Source organism: Microbacterium sp. KKR3/1, from assembly GCF_021272365.1.
GTDB classification, from domain to species: Bacteria; Actinomycetota; Actinomycetes; order Actinomycetales; family Microbacteriaceae; genus Microbacterium; species Microbacterium aurugineum.
Genome location: NZ_JAJSDW010000001.1, coordinates 660,455 through 678,705, shown reverse-complemented (window position 1 = coordinate 678,705; position 18,251 = coordinate 660,455). Strand labels below are relative to the sequence as shown.

The window sequence follows — 18,251 nt, the reverse complement described above, 5'->3', positions numbered from 1 at the left end:
GATGGCACTGTCGCGAGACCAGATGGCTGCCCGAGCCGCAGCCGAGCTCCCGGATGGTGCCTACGTGAACCTCGGGATCGGTCTCCCCACGCTCGTGCCCAACCATGTGCCTGCCGGGACCACGGTCGTGCTGCAGTCGGAGAACGGCATCCTCGGCGTCGGGCCCTACCCCCGGGAAGAGGCCGTCGACCCCGACCTGATCAACGCCGGCAAGGAGACGGTCACGACCCTCCCGGGCGCCGCCTTCTTCGACTCGGCCACGAGCTTCGGCATGATCCGCGGCGGGAAGATCGACGCCGCCGTCCTCGGCGCCATGCAGGTGTCTGCCGCCGGTGATCTCGCGAACTGGATGATCCCGGGCAAGATGGTCAAGGGGCCGGGTGGCGCCATGGATCTCGTTCACGGCGCAGCGCGCGTCATCGTGCTCATGGAGCACGTCGCGAAGGACGGCTCGGCCAAGATCGTCGACGAATGCACACTCCCGTTGACCGGTCGTGCGGTGGTCGATCGGATCATCACCGACCTGGCCGTGATCGACGTCACGGAGGAAGGGCTCGTCCTCGTCGAGACGGCGCCCGGCGTCACCGTCGACGAGGTCGTCGACGTGACACAGCCCCCGCTCACCATCCACCCGGATCTCCTCGAGGGAAGGACCCCTGCACCATGAACGACACCGAGAACGTCATCGTCATCGTCTCCGCGGCCCGAACGCCGCAGGGGCGGCTGAAGGGACAACTGGCCGCCTTCACGGCGCCGCAGCTCGGATCCTTCGCGATCCGTGGCGCGCTCGCGCAGGCTTCGGTCGATCCGGCCGACATCGACGCGGTGATCGTGGGGCAGGTGCTGGCCGCGGGCTCGGGGCAGAACGCCGCGCGCCAGGCGGCGATCGGCGCGGGCATCGGCTGGGATGTGCCGGCCCACTCGGTAAACAAGGTGTGCCTGTCCGGATTGACGGCCATCATCGACGCGGCGCGGATGATCGCCACGGGCGACGCGGACGTGGTCGTGGCAGCGGGGATGGAATCGATGACGCGGGCGCCGCACATGCTCATGGGCTCGCGCGACGGCTGGACGTACGGGAGCGTCGAGGTCCTCGACCACATGGCCTACGACGGTCTCACCGATGCGTACGACCGCGAGAGCATGGGCGCGTCCACGGAACGCCACAACGCCCGTTTCGAGCTCACCCGGGAGGCGCAGGATCGCGTCGCCGCGCTGTCGCACCAGCGCGCGGCCACCGCGCAGGAAGCGGGAGTCTTCGATGCGGAGATCGTGACGGTCGAGGTGCCGCAGCGCCGGGCGGAGCCGCTGCGGGTCACGAAAGACGAGGGGGTCCGCCCCGACACCACGGTCGACACGCTGGCCGGACTGCGTGCCGCCTTCGCCGAGGGCGGTTCCATCACCGCGGGGAACTCGTCCCAGATCTCCGACGGCGCATCGGCCGTGATCGTCACCACGCGGCGCACGGCGGAGGCGAAGGGCTGGCCCGTCCTGGCACGGGTGGGGGCGAGCGGTCAGACCGCCGGGCCGGACAACTCGCTGCAGGCGCAGCCGGCGCGCGCGATCGAGCGCGCCTGTCAGAAGCAGGGCATCACGCCCGCGGATCTCGACGTCGTGGAGATCAATGAGGCCTTCGGCGCTGTCGTGGCACGCTCGCAGACCGAGCTCGGACTCGATGACGGCATCGTGAACATCCACGGAGGGGGCATCGCGATCGGCCACCCGATCGGGGCCTCCGGTAACCGTCTCGTGGTCCATGCGGTGCACGAACTCGTGCGTCGTGGCGGAGGAACTGCTGCCGTCGGACTCTGCGGGGGAGGGGGTCAGGGCGAAGCGCTGATCCTTACACGCTGATGTGCCCGTCCAGGACGCTCGGACTCAGCGCCGTGCGTCCTGGGCGTGGTCCTGCGTGTCGGCGAGAGCCTTCTGTGAACGGAACTGGAGCCGCTGGGCCTTCTTCGCCTTCTTGACCGACTGCGGCGAGTCGGCATCGACGAGCACACCGCGACGTTCACGGTTCATGTCGACGACGGCTCCGATCGCCAGAGCCATCGTGATGCCCCAGCTCAGCCACGACAGAAGGGCGCGCCAGGTGATGGGCTGTTCGCGGGTGCCGCGCAGCAGGGAGACACCCGCGGAGATCGCAGCGACGAGTCCGGTGCTGAAGAGGTAGCGCATCCCTTTACGCTACCCGTCCGCACCCCATGTCGCACCGAGCCTTGACAAGCCCTCCCGGATCCTGGCAGGGGAGTAGGTCGTGAAGGACAGGCGCAACGTCCGTGGATCCGGGGTGCCGGAGGAGAACGACGTGCCGGGGACGAACGCGACGTCCCGAGCCAGCGCTCTCCTGAGCGCTGTCGTGGCGTCGGAGCCCTCCGGGAGGCGGACCCAGACGAACATGCCGCCGTCCGGTCGAGTCCACGTGCTGCCCTCGGGCAGCGCGGTCGGCAGCGCCTCGAGCATCGCGTCGCGGCGGGCGGCGTACGCGTCGCGGATCCGGTCGAGCGCGGGCTCACTGCGACCGGAGACGAGGTAGTGGGCGGCCGCCGCTTGATCGATGGTCGAGGTGTGCAGATCGGCTGCCTGCTTGGCGATCGTCACGGTCGAGCGGATGTCGGCCGTCGTGCGGATCCATCCGATCCGCAGGCCGGGAGCGATCACCTTCGACAAGCTGCCGAGGCTGACGACATGCTCGGGTGCCAGCTCGGCCAGCGAGGGGAGGGGCTCACCCGAATACCTCAGTTGGCGGTACGGCTCGTCTTCGATGATGCGGAATCCTCGGTTCCTCGCGATCTCCGCGATGCGTCTGCGGGCCTCGAGCCCGTGCGTTCGTCCCGTCGGATTCTGGAACGTGGGCACGGTGTAGAAGAACTTCGGCCCGTGCGTTAACGCCAGTCGGTCCAGCGCCTCGAGATCCAGGTCATCACCGTTCGAGGGAACGCCCACCACGTGTGCCCCCGCCAGCGCGAACGTCTGCAGGGCGGCGAGATAGCAGGGCTCCTCCACGAGGATCGTGTCTCCGGGGTCGAGCAGTGTCGTCGCGAGCAGTCCTAGTCCCTGCTGCGAACCCGTCGTGATGATCAGATCGGATGCGGCGGTGGGCAGTCCGTCGATCGAGTAGCGCCGTGCGACCTCTTCCCGCAACCGCGGGTCGCCTTCCGACGTGGAGTACTGCAGCACACCGGGAGCGGCCAGGACGGCGTCGAACGCAGCACGGATGCCGTCCATGTCGAAGAGCTCGGGTGCGGGGAGACCCCCGGCGAACGAGATGACCTCCGGCCGCTCGGTCAGTGCGAGCAGATCACGCACCGGGGAGGTCTTGGCCGTTCCGGCCCGCTGCGAGCGTGAGGGAAGCGGGACGGTCGCCGCGGCGACAGGGGCGGTGGTGGGCAACGGAATCCTCCTCGGGGGCGGCAGCGTGAGACGGGTGCCGCCCAGGATAGACCCTCCCTGCACCGGCCGATTCCCGGGCTTTCCTCGTCCATATCCGCTATCCTGGGTGCGTCGCGGCTCGCCCGCGGCCGCACACACCGTGTATCTACCGGCCGCCGGCAATCCGGCGGACAGCGGCGGCACCCGACATCGCGTCATCGACGCGCGAGAGCCATGACACACGCACCCGCATCACCGAAATCCGCCCCGCAGAGCCCGAGCCTCCTCCGCATCGCGGGCCTCCCGTACTTCCTCATCGCCTTCATCGCACGTCTGCCCTTCGCGATGATGGTCGTCGGCGTGCTGACGGTCGTCGTCTCCGCGCGCGGATCCCTCTCGCTCGGAGGCCTGACGTCGGCTGCCGTCGGATTGGGCACAGCGTGCTTCGGGCCTCTGCTCGGCGCTGCCGCCGACCGATTCGGTCAGCGCGCGGTGCTGGTCATCCTCGCGCTGGCGAACGGCGCGATGCTCCTGCTCTTCACGTTCGTGGTCTACGGCACGGCCGCGGACGGGTTCGTACTGCTCGCCGCGGTCGGCATCGGTGCGACGGCGCCGCAGGTCGCTCCGCTCTCGCGCTCACGACTGGTCACGATCATCCGGGACCGGATGCCGGAGGCGCGCCGTGATCGCACGGTGTCCGGCACGATGGCGTACGAGTCCGCCGCCGACGAGACCGTCTTCGTGTTCGGCCCGTTCCTGGTCGGCATCCTGGCGTCGGCGATCTCGCCGTGGGCGCCGCTGGTCGGTGCCGCCGTTCTCACCGTCGTGTTCGTCGGGGCATTCGCCCTCCACCCGAGCGGCCGCCACGTCTCGCAGGACCGTGACGCCGACGGGAGAGCGCCCTCGGCCGTCTCGGAGCTGTTCCGCCCGCGGCTGCTGATCGTCGTCGTCGGCATCCTCGGCGTCGGGATGTTCTTCGGAGCCATGCTCACCTCGCTCACCTCGTTCATGGCGGATCGGGGCGCCCCGGAGCAGGCCGGCCTTCTCTACGGCGTGATGGGGGTCGGCTCCGCCCTGCTCGCCCTGGGCGTGGCCTGGCTGCCGCCCGCGTTCTCGCTGCGCGCGCGCTGGCTGGTCTTCTCCGGAATCCTGTTCGTCGGCACGCTCCTGCTGAGCATCGTCGATTCGCCGGGCGCGATGGTCCTGGCTCTCGCGATCATGGGCATCGGCATCGGCCCGACTCTCGTGACCCAGTACAGCTTCGGTGCCGCCCGCAGCCCGCTCGGTCGCTCCGCGACCGTCATGACGATGCTGGGCTCCGGCGTCGTCGTGGGGCAGTCCATCGGCGCAGCCGTCACCGGAGAGATCGCCGAGAGCATCGGCACCTCCGCCGCTCTCCTCCTGCCGATGGTCGCCGCTTTCATCACGTTCGCGGCCGGGGCCGCCAACTGGGTTCTCAGCGGTGAGCGGCGTCGTCTGTCCGTGACGGTCTGACACCGCGCGGCAGAGTCACGCCAACCTGGGTAAGTTGGACTCAACCCCCTGGTGTGAGGAGCCCCCTTGGCAGCTGCAGATTTCGTCGTCGTCGCCAACCGGCTGCCCGTCGATCGGGTGGAGGGGCCTGACGGCGAGGAGGTCTGGCGGACGTCGCCGGGAGGACTCGTTGCCGCTCTCGAGCCGATGATGCGCAACGTGCACGGTGCCTGGGTCGGCTGGGCCGGTCAGGCCGATGTCGAGTTGGCCCCGTTTGAAGCCGGTGGCATCGAACTCGTCCCGGTCCCGCTGAGCGCGCAGGAGGTCGCGGAGTACTACGAGGGCTTCGCGAACGACACGATCTGGCCGCTCTACCACGACGTGATCGCGCCCCCGCAGTATCACCGTGAATGGTGGGAGGCCTACGTCACCGTCAACCGTCGATTCGCGCAGGCGGCGGCGTCCGCGGTGGCCGAGGGCGGCACGGTCTGGGTGCACGACTACCAGCTGCAGCTCGTCCCGCAGATGGTGCGCGAGATCCGGCCCGACGTGACGATCGGGTACTTCCACCACATTCCCTTCCCCGCTCACGGGCTGTATGCGCAGCTGCCGTGGCGTGACCAGGTGCTCCGTGGGCTGCTCGGTGCCGACGTGATCGGGTTCCAACGCGCTCAGGACGCCACGTACTTCCTGACGGCCGTCCGCCGCCGGCTCCGCTACGAGGTGAAGGGGCCCAACGTCTCCGTCCCCGAAGGCGACGGCGTGCGGCAGGCTCTGGCCAAGGCCTTCCCGATCTCGATCGACACCGCGCCCTACCTCGAACTCGCGGGACGCGCGGACATCCGGGCCCGTGCAGCGGAGATCCGCGCCAGCCTCGGCAACCCGAAGCGCATCCTGCTCGGCGTCGACCGCCTCGATTACACCAAGGGCATCCGCCACCGCATCAAGGCCTACGGGGAGCTGCTCGCGGAAGGGCGTCTCAAGATCGAGGACGTGACGCTGGTCCAGGTCGCGAGCCCCAGCAGGGAGCGCGTGGACGCGTACGTGCACCTGCGAGACGAGATCGAGCTCGCGGTCAGCCGCATCAACGGCGACACCGACACGGTCGGGCATTCCGCCATCCGCTATCTGCACCAGGGGTACCCGCGCGAAGAGATGGTCGCGCTCTACCTCGCCGCGGACGTGATGCTGGTCACCGCTCTCCGTGACGGCATGAACCTCGTCGCGAAGGAGTACGTCGCGACCCGCGTGGACGACCGCGGTGTGCTGGTGCTGAGCGAGTTCACCGGTGCCGCGGACGAGCTCCGACAGGCCGTGCGGGTCAATCCGCACGACATCGAGGGCCTCAAGGACGCGATCATGACCGCGGTGGAGATGTCTCCTGCCGACCAGGGACGGCGCATGAGATCGCTTCGCCGGCGTGTCCTGGACAACGACGTCAACGCCTGGTCCTCCTCGTTCCTGGCCGCGCTCGCCGAAGTGCGTGCGCGCTGATCGACCTCGCAATGGAGACACGGGGTACGCCCCGCGGATTGGAGAAGCTGTGACGCGCCCTTGGACCCCCGGAACCGCCGACGAAGACCTGAGCGCGCTGGCGGCGACGCCTCGGCTGGTCGTCGCCCTCGACTTCGACGGCACCGCATCACCCCTGGTGCCCGACCCGATGGCCGCGCGTGCGCTCCCCGAAGTCGCCGTCCAGGTCGAGCGACTCGCGGCGCTGCCCGACACGGTCGTCGCCTACGTCTCCGGACGCAGCATGCACGATCTGCGCGTGATCACCGAGCACACGGATGACTCCGCGATCGCACTGGCAGGCTCGCACGGTGCCCAGTACTGGTTCCCCGGCGATGACCCTGACGCCGTCCATGACGCCTTCGACGAGGACGGCACCCGGGAAGAGCTCTGGGCCGCCGCGAAGCCGATCATCGCGCGCTACGAGGGTGCCGAGTTCGAGCCGAAGACGTTCGGTATGGGTGTGCACACCCGGCGCGCCGATCGCGAGACGGAGGAGCGCGTCTTCGCCGAGATCGATGCGCTGGTCGCCGAGCGCTTCCCGCACTGGCGCCGTCGGGCAGGACACCGTGTGCTGGAGTTCTCATCGCGCACGGAGGGCAAGGACGCCGCGATGACCGCTTTGCGGGAGCGCTTCGACGCCACCGGCATCCTGTTCGCGGGCGACGACGTGACCGATGAGGACGCGATGCGCGTGCTGGGACCGGATGATCTCGGTGTGCGGGTGGGCCCGGGGGAGAGCGCTGCGACCCTGCGTGTGGACACTCCACAACAGATCGCCGAGCTTCTGGAGGCGTTGGCGGACGAACGCACCGCCGCGCGGCAATAGACTTCCGTCATGTCCTCGCATGATCCTGCCAGCAGCGCGCCCATCGACATCAAGCCCCGCAGCCGCGTCGTCACCGACGGCATCGAGGCCACGACCTCCCGCGGTATGCTCCGTGCCGTCGGCATGGGGGACGCGGACTGGGACAAGCCGCAGATCGGCATCGCCTCGAGCTGGAACGAGATCACGCCCTGCAACCTGAGCCTCGACAGGCTCGCTCAGGGAGCGAAGGAAGGCGTGCACTCCGGCGGCGGGTACCCGCTGCAGTTCGGCACGATCTCCGTCTCGGACGGCATCTCGATGGGCCACGAGGGCATGCACTTCTCGCTCGTGTCCCGCGAGGTCATCGCCGACTCGGTCGAGACGGTCATGATGGCCGAGCGTCTGGACGGCTCCGTCCTGCTCGCCGGCTGCGACAAGTCGATCCCGGGCATGCTCATGGCCAGTGCACGCCTCGACCTCTCCAGCGTCTTCCTCTATGCCGGTTCGATCGCCCCGGGGTGGGTCAAGCTCTCGGACGGCACCGAGAAGGACGTCACGATCATCGATTCGTTCGAAGCGGTCGGTGCGTGCCGTGCCGGTCTCATGAGCGAAGAGGACCTCAAGCGCATCGAGTGCGCGATAGCTCCGGGTGAAGGAGCCTGCGGTGGCATGTACACCGCGAACACGATGGCCTCGGTCGCCGAGGCCCTCGGTCTCAGCCTTCCCGGATCCGCCGCGCCGCCCGCCGCGGACCGTCGTCGCGACTACTTCGCGCACCGCTCGGGCGAGGCCGTCGTCAACCTGCTCCGCCAGGGCATCACGACCCGCGACATCCTGACCAAGGAGTCGTTCGAGAACGCGATCGCGCTGGCGATGGCTCTCGGCGGCTCCACCAACGTCGTGCTCCACCTGCTCGCGATCGCCCGCGAGGCCGACGTCGAGCTGAGCCTGCACGACTTCAACCGCATCGGGGACAAGGTCCCGCACGTCGCCGACATGAAACCGTTCGGCAAGTACGTCATGAACGACGTCGACCGTCACGGCGGCATTCCGGTGATCATGAAGGCGATGCTCGATGAGGGGCTGCTGCACGGCGACGCTCTCACCGTCACCGGCAAGACGTTGGCCGAGAACCTCGCGGACCTCGACCCCATGCCGATCGACGGCGAGGTCATCCACACGTTCGACAACCCGATCCACGCGACCGGCGGCCTGACGATCCTGCACGGCTCGCTCGCACCGGAGGGCGCTGTCGTGAAGACCGCGGGCTTCGATGCAGCGGTGTTCGAGGGGCCCGCCCGTGTGTTCGAGCGCGAGCGCGCCGCGATGGATGCGGTCGCCGACGGGGAGATCGAGCCCGGCACCGTCATCGTCATCCGCTACGAAGGCCCCAAGGGCGGACCGGGTATGCGGGAGATGCTCGCCATCACGGCGGCGATCAAGGGCGCGGGGCTCGGAAAAGATGTACTACTCTTGACGGACGGACGATTCTCAGGCGGCACAACCGGCCTGTGCATCGGCCACATAGCACCCGAAGCGGTGGACGCAGGTCCTATCGCCTTCGTGCGCGATGGTGATCTGATACGGGTCGATATCGCAGCTCGCACTCTCGATCTACTCGTCGATGACGCAGAGCTCGCCTCCCGCCGTTCCGGCTGGGAGCCGCTTCCCCCGCGCTACACCCGAGGCGTTCTTGCCAAGTACTCGCGCCTCGTGCGGTCCGCCGCCGAGGGAGCGACCACCGGCTGACCCGGACGCTCCGGCATCCGGCGTCCTCCAGAGATCATCAGAAGGAAACTCATGACTGCTGATTCCGCCCCGGCCGTGCCGAGGCCGCCCGCTCGTCCGACGTCTGCGCCGGAGATCACCGGTGCCGAGGCCGTGGTGCGCTCGCTCGAGCTGCTCGGTGTCACCGACGTGTTCGGGCTTCCGGGAGGAGCGATCCTCCCGGTCTACGACCCGCTCATGGACGCCTCCGAGCTCCGCCACATCCTGGTGCGGCACGAGCAGGGCGCCGGTCACGCCGCCGAGGGCTATGCCTCGGCCTCCGGGAAGGTGGGCGTGTGCATCGCGACGTCCGGTCCCGGAGCGACGAACCTGGTCACGGCGATCGCCGACGCCTACATGGACTCGGTGCCGCTGCTGGCCATCACCGGTCAGGTGTTCTCGACGTTGATGGGAACCGACGCGTTCCAGGAGGCCGACATCGTGGGCATCACGATGCCGATCACGAAGCACTCCTTCCTGGTGAAGGACGCCGCCGACATCCCGGGTGCGATCGCTGCGGCCTACGAGATCGCGGGCACCGGTCGTCCCGGACCCGTCCTCGTCGACATCACGAAGGATGCGCAGCAGGCCACGGCACCGTTCGTGTGGCCGCCCAAGATCGACCTCCCCGGCTACCGCCCGGTCACCAAGGCGCACGGCAAGCAGATCCAAGCGGCTGCGAGCCTCCTCGCCGAGGCCAAGAAGCCCGTCCTGTACGTCGGCGGCGGAGTGATCCGCGGCCGGGCGGCAGCCGAGCTGCTCGAACTCGCGGAGTCCACGGGCGCTCCGGTCGTCACCACGCTGATGGCGCGCGGTGCGTTCCCCGACTCGCACCCGCAGCACCTCGGGATGCCGGGCATGCACGGCACGGTTCCCGCTGTGCTGGCGCTGCAGGAGGCCGATCTCCTGGTGTCCCTCGGTGCACGGTTCGACGATCGCGTGACGGGCAAGGCTGCGCTCTTCGCCCCCAACGCCAAGGTCGTGCACGTCGACATCGATCCCGCGGAGATCTCCAAGATCCGAACCGCCGACGTGCCGATCGTCGGTGATGTGCGTGATGTGCTCACCGATCTCGACACGGCTTTCCGCGGAGCGACCGCGGGCGTGAAGCCCGACATCGCGGAGTGGTGGTCATACCTCGACGGCCTGCGCACCGAGTTCCCGCTCGGCTACGCTCCGACGACCGATGGGCTCCTGGCCCCGCAGTACATCATCCAGCGGATCGGTGAGCTCACGGGACCCGAGGGCATCTACGCGTCCGGCGTCGGACAGCACCAGATGTGGGCCGCGCAGTTCATCAAGTACGAGCGCCCGAACGCCTGGCTGAATTCCGGCGGTGCCGGGACGATGGGCTACTCGGTCCCCGCGGCAATGGGCGCGAAGGTCGCCGAACCCGACCGCGCCGTCTGGGCGATCGACGGTGACGGCTGCTTCCAGATGACCAACCAGGAACTCGCGACCTGCGCAATCAACAACATCCCGATCAAGGTCGCGATCATCAACAACTCCTCGCTGGGCATGGTCCGCCAGTGGCAGACGCTGTTCTACGACGGTCGCCACTCCAACACCGACCTCAACACCGGGCACGGCACGATCCGCATCCCCGACTTCGTGAAGCTCGCCGAGGCCTACGGCTGCCTCGCGATCCGCGTGGAGAAGGAAGAAGAGGTGGATGCCGCCATCCAGCTCGCACTCGAGACGAACGACCGCCCCGTGGTGATCGACTTCGTCGTGAGCGCCGACTCGATGGTGTGGCCGATGGTCCCCCAGGGAGTCAGCAACAGCTATGTCCAGTACGCCCGCGAGCACGCGCCCGCATTCGACGAGGAGGACTGAGCCATGTCGACCCACGTGCTGAGCCTGCTGGTGGAGAACACCCCCGGTCTTCTCACCCGTGTCGCGGGGCTCTTCGCCCGCCGCGGCTTCAACATCGACTCCCTCGCCGTCGGCGTGACCGAGGTCCCCGGGATCTCGCGCATCACGGTGGTCGTCGACGTCGATGAGCTCCCGCTCGAACAGGTCACGAAGCAGCTCAACAAGCTGATCAACGTGATCAAGATCGTCGAGCTCGACTTCGCCACGTCCGTGCAGCGCGAGCACATGCTCGTGAAGGTGCGCACCGACAACGCCACCCGGTCGAACGTGATCGAGGTCGTGAACCTCTTCCGTGCGTCCGTCGTCGACTACGCTTCCGATGCCCTCGTGATCGAGGTCACCGGTGACAAGGGCAAGGTCGACGCGATGCTTCGCGCGCTCGAGCCCTTCGGGATCAAGGAGATCGCCCAGTCCGGTCTTCTCGCCATCGGCCGAGGCGGCAAGAGCATCACCGAACGCGTCCTGCGCGGCTGACCTTCCAGACCATCACACCTACCTGCCCCGCCGTCCTCGGACGTGCAGGGCGTGCACCACTGTCACGAACAAGGAGAAACACAAAGTGAGCACCGAGATCTTCTACGACGCCGACGCCGACCTGTCCCTGATCCAGGGCAAGAAGGTCGCCATCGTCGGCTATGGCTCGCAGGGCCACGCGCATGCGCAGAACCTGCGCGACTCGGGCGTCGAGGTCGCCATCGCTCTCAAGGAGGGCTCCAAGTCCGCTGCGAAGGCCGAAGAGGCGGGCTTCCCGGTCAAGACCGTCGCGGAGGCCACCGAGTGGGCCGACGTCATCATGATCCTCGCGCCGGACCAGCACCAGCGCATCATCTACAGCGAGTCGATCGCGCCGAACCTCACCGCAGGCAAGACGCTCGCCTTCGCCCACGGCTTCAACATCCGCTTCGGCTACATCGACGCGCCCGAGGGCGTCGACGTGATCCTCGTGGCGCCGAAGGCTCCGGGACACACGGTTCGTCGCGAGTTCGTCGCCGGCCGCGGCATTCCGGACATCATCGCGGTCGAGCGCGACGCATCGGGTCACGCCTGGGACTTCGCCCTCTCCTACGCGAAGGCCATCGGAGGCACCCGCGCCGGCGTCATCAAGACGACCTTCACCGAAGAGACCGAGACCGACCTGTTCGGCGAGCAGGCCGTGCTCTGCGGTGGCGTGAGCCACCTCGTGCAGGCGGGCTTCGAAACGCTCACCGAGGCGGGCTACCAGCCGCAGATCGCGTACTTCGAGGTGCTGCACGAGCTCAAGCTCATCGTGGACCTGATGTGGGAGGGCGGCATCGCCAAGCAGCGCTGGTCGATCTCCGACACCGCTGAGTTCGGCGACTACGTCTCGGGCCCGCGTGTGATCGACGAGCGCGTCAAGGAGAGCATGAAGGGCGTCCTCGCGGACATCCAGTCCGGCGCCTTCGCGAAGCGCTTCATCGATGACCAGGACAACGGGGCGGAGGAGTTCCTGGCACTGCGTGCCAAGGAGGAGCAGCACCCGATCGAGGTCACCGGCAAGGAACTGCGTTCGCTCTTCGCCTGGAAGCAGCAGGACGAGGACTACGTCGACGGCAGCGCGGCACGCTGATTCGATTCTCGAAAGAACGGGCGTCCCTCCGGGGGCGCCCGTTCTTTGTGCGGTCTGCGCCAAATCATGCCAGACATCGGATGTCTGTGTCAGGATGGGAGCCATGCGACAGGAATGGTTTGACCGGGCCCGGTTCGGGATGTTCGTCCACTTCGGCCTCTACAGCGGGGCTGCCCGTCATGAATGGGTGCAGAACTACGAGCGTTTGACGGACGAGGACTACCGCCCGTACTTCGAGCACTTCGATCCGGATCTCTTCGACGCCGCAGCCCTCGCACGCACCGCGAAGGACACGGGCATGGGCTATGTCGTCCTCACGACGAAGCACCATGACGGCTTCTGCCTGTGGGATTCGAAGCTCACCGACTTCACTTCCGTGGCGAACGTCGGACGCGACCTCGTGCGTGAGTACGTCGAGGCATTGCGCGCGGAAGGGATCAAGGTCGGCCTGTACCACTCGATCATCGACTGGCATCACCCCGACTTCACCGTCGACTGGAACCACCCGCGCCGCGACGACGAGAACGCCCACGAGCTCAACGTCGGACGTGACATGGCCCGATACCGCGCCTACCTCCACGGTCAGGTGCGGGAGCTCCTGACGGAGTACGGGGAGATCGACTACCTCTTCTTCGACTTCACCTACCCCGAGAGCAAGGAGGGGTGGGCGGGCAAGGGGCCCGAGGACTGGGATGCGACCACACTGCTCGCGCTGTGCCGTGAGCTCCAGCCCGACATGCTGGTCAACGATCGGCTCGGGATCCCCGCCGACTTCGTCACGCCGGAGCAGTATCAGCCCACCGCACCGATCGTGCGCGACGGCGTACCGCTGACCTGGGAGGCATGCCAGACGCTCAACGGCTCCTGGGGTTATCACCGGGACAACATGGACCAGAAGTCCGCCACGCTGCTCGTGCAGATGCTCGTCGACTCGGTGTCGATGGGCGGGAACATGCTGCTCAACATCGGCCCTGACGGTCGTGGTGCGATCGCGCCCCGGGATGCCCGCACCCTGGCGGAGATCGGCGAGTGGATGCGTCTGCACCGTGATGCCGTGATCGGGGCCGGGCATGCGCCGCTCACCCCGCCGCGCGAGGGCGTCTACACCCGGCGCGGGAACAAGCTCTACCTGAGCCTGTTCAGCTGGCCGATGGGCTTCGTGCACCTTCCGGAGCTCGCCGGAAAGGTCTCCTACGCGCGGCTGCTGAACGACGGATCCTGGCTGCAGACCAGTGTGTCCGACCCGGACCGTCAGGCTGATCTGATGACGCCGGCGGGGGAGGCGGAGGGGACGCTCACCGTGCATCTGCCGGTGCGGCGTCCCGAGGTGCTGGTGCCGGTCGTCGAGCTGACGCTCATCGACGAATGATCCACACGGTGGCGACGGTTCAGGCCGTCGTCACCGGTATCTCCATGCCTTCGAGCGCAAGGCGTGCGGCGCCGTGGAGGATCGCGTCGGCGCCGGTCGTCGCCGCTTCGATGCGCAGTCGCTGGGTCGCGAGGGGGTGGCATGCCTCGTAGACGCGGCTGCGGACGGCGGCGATGAACGGTTCCGAGGCGCTCATGCTGCCGGTCAGGAACACCGCGTGCGGGTTGAAGAAGTTCACCACGCCTGACAGCGCCTGGCCGAGGTGGGTTCCCGCCGTGCGGACCAGAGTGGTCGCGAGCGGGTCGGCGTCGCGCGCCAGGCTGAGCACGTCGGTCGTGGTGCGCACCACCTCGTTGCCGCGCTCGCGCATCTGCCGTACGAGGCTCGCCCCACTGGCCACCGTCTCGAGGCATCCCGTATTGCCGCAGGAACACGGGATGTCGCCGCTGCCGTCGATACGGGTGTGAGTGATGTCGCCTGCAGCGGCTGTGGCCCCGCGGTGCACGTGTCCGTCGACGATGATGCCGCTTCCGATGGCGGTGCCGGCCTTCACGGTGATGCTGTGCCCGGTGTGCCCGAAGCGCTCGCGATGCTCGCCGAGCGCGGCGAGGTTGGCGTCGTTGTCGACCGCGACGGGCACGCCGTAGCGCGTCGCGAGATGCTCGCCCACGCGGAAGCCCGGCCATCCCGGCATGCGCGACGGTTGGTCGACCGTACCGGTGGCGATGTCGACGGGCCCGGGAAGGCTGATGCCGATCGCGTGGACCCGCGACTCGGAGGAGAGCTGGTCGAAGACCTCGCCGATGCGGTCGAGCGTAGCCTCCGGTCCTTCGGTCACGTCGACCGTGATCGACCGACTGTCGAGGAGGGCGCCGCTGAGGGAGTGTCTGCCGATACGCGCGTGGCCGCCGCCGAGGTCGGCGGTGAGCACGACGCCGTCCGCGGAGATCTGCAGCACCCGCGGGCGGCGTCCACCGCGCGACGTGCCGTCGCCGGCCTCGCGCAGCACTCCGGCGTCGAGCAGGGCCTGTACGCGGAGGCCCACGGTCGAGGCGGCCACGCCGAGTGCGGCGGCGAGCTCGGTCCGGGAGCGTGCCTCGCCGCGGGCGACGAGGTCGAGGATGCGGCGGGTGTGCGGGTCGTCGACGGCGGTGTCAGCGGGATTTGGCATGGGAGCACTTTCCTGGTCGGAGCATTCGTCAGCGTAGTAGGGGATGGTCATGTTTCCCGGGAGTTACGAATTATCAAGCTCCGATAAACATCGGATGTTCAGCTTGCGGCCTTTTGCGAAGTGTGAAACGGTAACTTCATACGAAATCCTACTAGGTTGTTTCGACCCGCGAAGCAACTAGTTCCCTTCCAGGAGGCATTCAATGAAGAAGTTGCGTGTAGGGGCTGTCGTCGCCGTCACCGGCGTCGCAGTCGCGATGACCGGCTGCGCGAGCAGCAGCGGCAACGGTGGTTCCGCCGACGGCGACACGATCGTCGTCGACATGTGGGCAGGCAGCGAGTCCGACGTGGATGCCCTCGAGGCGCAGGTCGCATTCGCCCAGGAGCAGAACCCCGACATCAAGATCAAGCTGCAGACCTCGCCGTGGAGCGACTTCTTCACGAAGCTGACCACGAACATGGCCAGCGGCAACATGGCCTGCGTCACCGGTATGAGCGGCGCGCAGCTCGGTGGCTACACCGGTGCCTTCCGTGAGCTGAGCGACGCGGACCTCAAGACGGCCGGCATCGATTGGGCGGACTTCAACCCGAGCGCCGACGGCATCCTCAGCTTCGAAGGCAAGGTCTACGGCGTGCCGTTCGACGTGGCCACGATGCTCGTCTACTACAACCAGGACCTGCTCACCGCTGCCGGCGCAGCGACCCCGGAGATCGGGTGGACGTTCGACGACTTCGACACCATCGCCGCCGACGCGACGAAGGACGGCAAGTACGGCTTCGGCATGGGCATGGGCGGATACCAGTGGATGTCGATGCCGATCGCGTACTCCGCGACGCAGCCGGCCTCAGAGGACGGCACCCTGCACATCGACGACAAGGCGTTCGTCGACGCGTCCACGTGGTATGCCGAGCTCGTGACGGAGAAGAAGGTCGCCGCCCCCGTGGCATCCGCCTCCGACACCGGCTGGGGTGAGAACCAGTACACGGGTGGAAACGCCGCCATGGCGGTCGACGGCACGTGGAACGCCGTCAGCTACCTGAACAACGAGTCCGGCTTCGCGGCCGGTATGGTCCCGCTGCCCGGTGGTGTCGACGGCAACCCCGGCCCCATCCTCGGCTCCGGCTACGGCATCTCGGCGAACTGCGAGAACCCGGAGGCGGCGCTCAAGGTCATGGGCTCGCTGCTCGGCGAGGACGCTCAGGACTACATCGCGTCGTCCGGCCGCTCGTACCCGGCACGCACGTCGTCGCAGCCGCTGTACTTCGAGTCCATCGATGAGGAGTACCGCGAGCAGGTGCAGTCGGTCTTCGAGGCGGCCTTCGGTGACACCGTCCCGCTGTACATGACCAAGAACTGGCAGAAGCTCGACAGCTACATCCAACCCAACCTCGTCAGCGTCTACAACGGCCAGATGACGATGGACGAGCTGCTGTCGAACGCCCAGGCCCAGTTCGGCGAGTGACCCGGCTTCGGCCGTCAGTGGTGACAAAGAAAGAAATATGAGATGACGATCACGACGAGACGTCGACGATCGCTCGCCAAGGTCGAGGCCGGTCAGGCGCTGGGGTTCGCAAGCCCCGCCCTGATCGGGCTCGCCCTGTTCACGATCGTGCCCGTGGGCCTTTCGATCGTGATGAGCGTCTTCGACTGGCCGACCTTCGGCGAGCGGAACTTCAACGGGGTGGACAACTACGTCAAGCTGTTCACCAGCAGCCCGGACTTCTGGCCTGCGCTGCGCAACTCGGCGGTGTACACGCTGCTGTATGTGCCGTTGAGTGTCGCTCTCTCGCTCGTGCTCGCTCTCGGCCTCGGGTCGCGGATCCGCGGGCGAGGTGCCCTGCGCGTCCTCTTCTTCATCCCGGTCGTGACCCCGATGGTCGCGAACGTGCTGGTGTGGAAGATGATGCTGCAGCCACAGGGGCTCTTCAACGGCCTCTCGCAGACGTGGTTCGGCATCGAGCTACCGAACTTCCTGGCCGACCCGTCGTGGGCGATGATCATGGTCGTCGTGATGAGCGTCTGGCAGGGGCTCGGCTACAACATGCTGATCTTCTCGGCCGCACTCGAGCAGCTCCCCGAGAGTGTGCTGGAGGCGGCGAGCATCGACGGCGCCCGAGGACTCCGACGGGTGTGGAGCATCATCATCCCGATGATCTCGCCCTCGATCTTCTTCGCCACCATCATGACGATGATCGCGTCCCTGCAGGTGTTCGTACAGCCGCAGATGCTCACCGGCGGCGGCCCCGGCAACGCCACCAAGCCGCTCGTCATGTACATCTGGGAGCAGGGATTCACCTTCGGCGACCTCGGCCTCGCCGCCGCGGCAGCCTGGATCCTCTTCGCGATCATCATCGCGATCACCGGTCTCCAGTTCGCCGCGCAGAAGAAGTGGGTGCACTATGAGCACTGAGACCCTCGTCCGCCCGACAGGCCGCGCCGGCCGCTCGGACCGCGAGCGCGCACGTGGTGCCGCGACCACACCGGCGTCGCGTGTGCGGCTGATCCTCGCGCACGTCGCGATCTACGTCGCCGCGCTGATCTTCATCTCCCCGCTCGTCTACGCGTTCTTCTCGGCGCTCAAGCCGAATTCGGAGATGTTCTCCATGCCGCCGACCCTGGTCGGGTCAGAGCTTCGCTGGAGCAACTTCGTCGACGTCTTCGCGTACGGCCCGTTCCTCACTTACATCATGAACTCGTTCATCGTCGCGATCCTCGGCACGCTCGTCGTGCTGATCGTGTCGACCACGGCCGGGTACGCCTTCGGGCGGTTGCGCTGGAAGGGACGGGACGCCGTGTTCGTGCTGTTCCTCGCGACCCTCATGGTGCCCGCCGAGGTGCTCGTGATCCCGATGTTCCAGGTGATGCAGTGGTTCAACTGGGTCGACACCTATCAGGCGCTCGTGCTCCCGTTCGCGTTCGGTGCGTTCGGCACGTTCCTGATGCGGCAGTTCTTCCGCGGGATCCCGTATGAGCTGGAGGAAGCCGCGCGCGTCGACGGTGCCGGGCCCGTGCGCTCGTTCCTGCAGATCATCCTGCCGCTGTCGAAGTCGGCGGTCGCGGTGCTCGCCGTGTTCACCTTCCTGTCCTTCTGGAACAGCTACCTGTGGCCGCTCATCGTGACGGTCGACTACAACGCGCACGGCACCCTCCCCGTTGGTCTCGCGAGCTTCGCCGGACTCACCGGGACGCGCTGGGACCTGCAGATGGCTGCGGCGATCATCTCGATGGTGCCGACGACGATTCTCGTGATCGCGCTGCAGAAGCACCTGGTCAAGGGCATCGCGATGGCAGGACTGGGCGGCCGCTGAGCATGATC

Annotated in this window: 16 protein-coding genes; 13 read left to right on the top strand and 3 right to left on the bottom strand. The window is 67.6% G+C overall.

The window, feature by feature from the left end:
* The first annotated feature begins 1 nt into the window (after position 1).
* Together LVJ59_RS03310 and LVJ59_RS03305 are read left to right on the top strand one after the other, a co-directional pair.
* Positions 2-667, top strand: coding sequence for a 3-oxoacid CoA-transferase subunit B (locus LVJ59_RS03310; RefSeq protein ID WP_232761985.1), 666 nt, complete (start codon positions 2-4; stop codon positions 665-667).
* A complete protein-coding gene (locus LVJ59_RS03305) occupies positions 664-1,854 on the top strand; it encodes an acetyl-CoA C-acetyltransferase (RefSeq protein ID WP_232761984.1) in 1,191 nt (396 codons plus the stop codon). Before LVJ59_RS03310 ends, LVJ59_RS03305 begins: the two co-directional genes overlap by 4 nt.
* A gap of 24 nt (positions 1,855-1,878) precedes the next feature.
* Here LVJ59_RS03305 and LVJ59_RS03300 read toward each other — a convergent pair whose 3' ends face one another.
* Positions 1,879-2,178 (bottom strand): hypothetical protein, encoded by a 300-nt coding sequence (locus tag LVJ59_RS03300; protein WP_047519243.1) that lies wholly within the window; start codon positions 2,176-2,178, stop codon positions 1,879-1,881.
* A 9-nt stretch (positions 2,179-2,187) separates the two neighbouring features.
* A complete protein-coding gene (locus LVJ59_RS03295) occupies positions 2,188-3,393 on the bottom strand; it encodes a PLP-dependent aminotransferase family protein (RefSeq protein ID WP_232761983.1) in 1,206 nt (401 codons plus the stop codon).
* Between the two features lie 213 nt (positions 3,394-3,606).
* On the opposite strand from LVJ59_RS03295, the gene LVJ59_RS03290 reads away from it, so the two are divergent.
* The 8 genes from LVJ59_RS03290 (at position 3,607) to LVJ59_RS03255 (ending at position 13,764) form a co-directional block, all read left to right on the top strand.
* Positions 3,607-4,866 carry an MFS transporter gene (locus LVJ59_RS03290; protein WP_153243965.1) on the top strand — a complete coding sequence of 420 codons (1,260 nt, stop codon included), beginning with the start codon at positions 3,607-3,609 and terminating at the stop codon, positions 4,864-4,866.
* 66 nt (positions 4,867-4,932) lie between these two features.
* On the top strand, positions 4,933-6,339 hold the full coding sequence (locus LVJ59_RS03285) for a trehalose-6-phosphate synthase (RefSeq protein ID WP_232761982.1): 1,407 nt from the start codon (positions 4,933-4,935) through the stop codon (positions 6,337-6,339).
* A 49-nt stretch (positions 6,340-6,388) separates the two neighbouring features.
* Positions 6,389-7,186, top strand: coding sequence for a trehalose-phosphatase (otsB, locus tag LVJ59_RS03280; RefSeq protein ID WP_131490887.1), 798 nt, complete (start codon positions 6,389-6,391; stop codon positions 7,184-7,186).
* Positions 7,187-7,195: 9 nt separating this feature from the next.
* Positions 7,196-8,914 (top strand): dihydroxy-acid dehydratase, encoded by a 1,719-nt coding sequence (gene ilvD / locus LVJ59_RS03275; protein WP_047519236.1) that lies wholly within the window; start codon positions 7,196-7,198, stop codon positions 8,912-8,914.
* A 51-nt stretch (positions 8,915-8,965) separates the two neighbouring features.
* A complete protein-coding gene (locus LVJ59_RS03270) occupies positions 8,966-10,768 on the top strand; it encodes an acetolactate synthase large subunit (protein WP_232761981.1) in 1,803 nt (600 codons plus the stop codon).
* A 3-nt stretch (positions 10,769-10,771) separates the two neighbouring features.
* A complete protein-coding gene (gene ilvN / locus LVJ59_RS03265) occupies positions 10,772-11,281 on the top strand; it encodes an acetolactate synthase small subunit (protein ID WP_017830816.1) in 510 nt (169 codons plus the stop codon).
* A gap of 85 nt (positions 11,282-11,366) precedes the next feature.
* Positions 11,367-12,395, top strand: a complete 1,029-nt coding sequence (gene ilvC / locus LVJ59_RS03260) for a ketol-acid reductoisomerase (protein WP_232761980.1) — start codon at positions 11,367-11,369, stop codon at positions 12,393-12,395.
* Positions 12,396-12,489: 94 nt separating this feature from the next.
* Entirely contained in the window at positions 12,490-13,764 is a 1,275-nt protein-coding gene (locus LVJ59_RS03255; RefSeq protein WP_374199023.1) for an alpha-L-fucosidase, read from the top strand.
* A 19-nt stretch (positions 13,765-13,783) separates the two neighbouring features.
* On the opposite strand, the gene LVJ59_RS03250 is transcribed toward LVJ59_RS03255, so the two are convergent.
* Positions 13,784-14,935: an ROK family transcriptional regulator gene (locus LVJ59_RS03250; RefSeq protein ID WP_232761978.1), complete on the bottom strand. Its 1,152-nt coding sequence runs from the start codon at positions 14,933-14,935 to the stop codon at positions 13,784-13,786.
* 202 nt (positions 14,936-15,137) lie between these two features.
* On the opposite strand from LVJ59_RS03250, the gene LVJ59_RS03245 reads away from it, so the two are divergent.
* The 3 genes from LVJ59_RS03245 to LVJ59_RS03235 are packed head-to-tail and all read left to right on the top strand — an operon-like array spanning position 15,138 to position 18,243.
* Complete coding sequence (locus tag LVJ59_RS03245) at positions 15,138-16,397, top strand: ABC transporter substrate-binding protein (RefSeq protein ID WP_232761977.1); 1,260 nt, start codon at positions 15,138-15,140, stop codon at positions 16,395-16,397.
* Between the two features lie 42 nt (positions 16,398-16,439).
* Entirely contained in the window at positions 16,440-17,345 is a 906-nt protein-coding gene (locus LVJ59_RS03240) for a carbohydrate ABC transporter permease (RefSeq protein WP_232761976.1), read from the top strand.
* A complete protein-coding gene (locus LVJ59_RS03235) occupies positions 17,335-18,243 on the top strand; it encodes a carbohydrate ABC transporter permease (RefSeq protein ID WP_232761975.1) in 909 nt (302 codons plus the stop codon). Before LVJ59_RS03240 ends, LVJ59_RS03235 begins: the two co-directional genes overlap by 11 nt.
* Positions 18,244-18,251: the final 8 nt, after the last annotated feature.

Excerpts from the sequence above, each read along its gene's own strand:
- LVJ59_RS03310 (WP_232761985.1), top strand. The coding sequence starts at position 2 with ATGGCACTGTCGCGAGACCAGATGGCTGCCCGAGCCGCAGCCGAGCTC.
- LVJ59_RS03270 (WP_232761981.1), top strand. The coding sequence starts at position 8,966 with ATGACTGCTGATTCCGCCCCGGCCGTGCCGAGGCCGCCCGCTCGTCCG.
- ilvN (WP_017830816.1), top strand. The coding sequence starts at position 10,772 with ATGTCGACCCACGTGCTGAGCCTGCTGGTGGAGAACACCCCCGGTCTT.
- LVJ59_RS03290 (WP_153243965.1), top strand. The coding sequence starts at position 3,607 with ATGACACACGCACCCGCATCACCGAAATCCGCCCCGCAGAGCCCGAGC.
- LVJ59_RS03235 (WP_232761975.1), top strand. The coding sequence starts at position 17,335 with ATGAGCACTGAGACCCTCGTCCGCCCGACAGGCCGCGCCGGCCGCTCG.
- LVJ59_RS03245 (WP_232761977.1), top strand. The coding sequence starts at position 15,138 with ATGAAGAAGTTGCGTGTAGGGGCTGTCGTCGCCGTCACCGGCGTCGCA.
- LVJ59_RS03300 (WP_047519243.1), bottom strand. The coding sequence starts at position 2,178 with ATGCGCTACCTCTTCAGCACCGGACTCGTCGCTGCGATCTCCGCGGGT.
- LVJ59_RS03240 (WP_232761976.1), top strand. The coding sequence starts at position 16,440 with ATGACGATCACGACGAGACGTCGACGATCGCTCGCCAAGGTCGAGGCC.
- LVJ59_RS03255 (WP_374199023.1), top strand. The coding sequence starts at position 12,490 with ATGGGAGCCATGCGACAGGAATGGTTTGACCGGGCCCGGTTCGGGATG.
- LVJ59_RS03305 (WP_232761984.1), top strand. The coding sequence starts at position 664 with ATGAACGACACCGAGAACGTCATCGTCATCGTCTCCGCGGCCCGAACG.
- LVJ59_RS03250 (WP_232761978.1), bottom strand. The coding sequence starts at position 14,935 with ATGCCAAATCCCGCTGACACCGCCGTCGACGACCCGCACACCCGCCGC.
- ilvD (WP_047519236.1), top strand. The coding sequence starts at position 7,196 with ATGTCCTCGCATGATCCTGCCAGCAGCGCGCCCATCGACATCAAGCCC.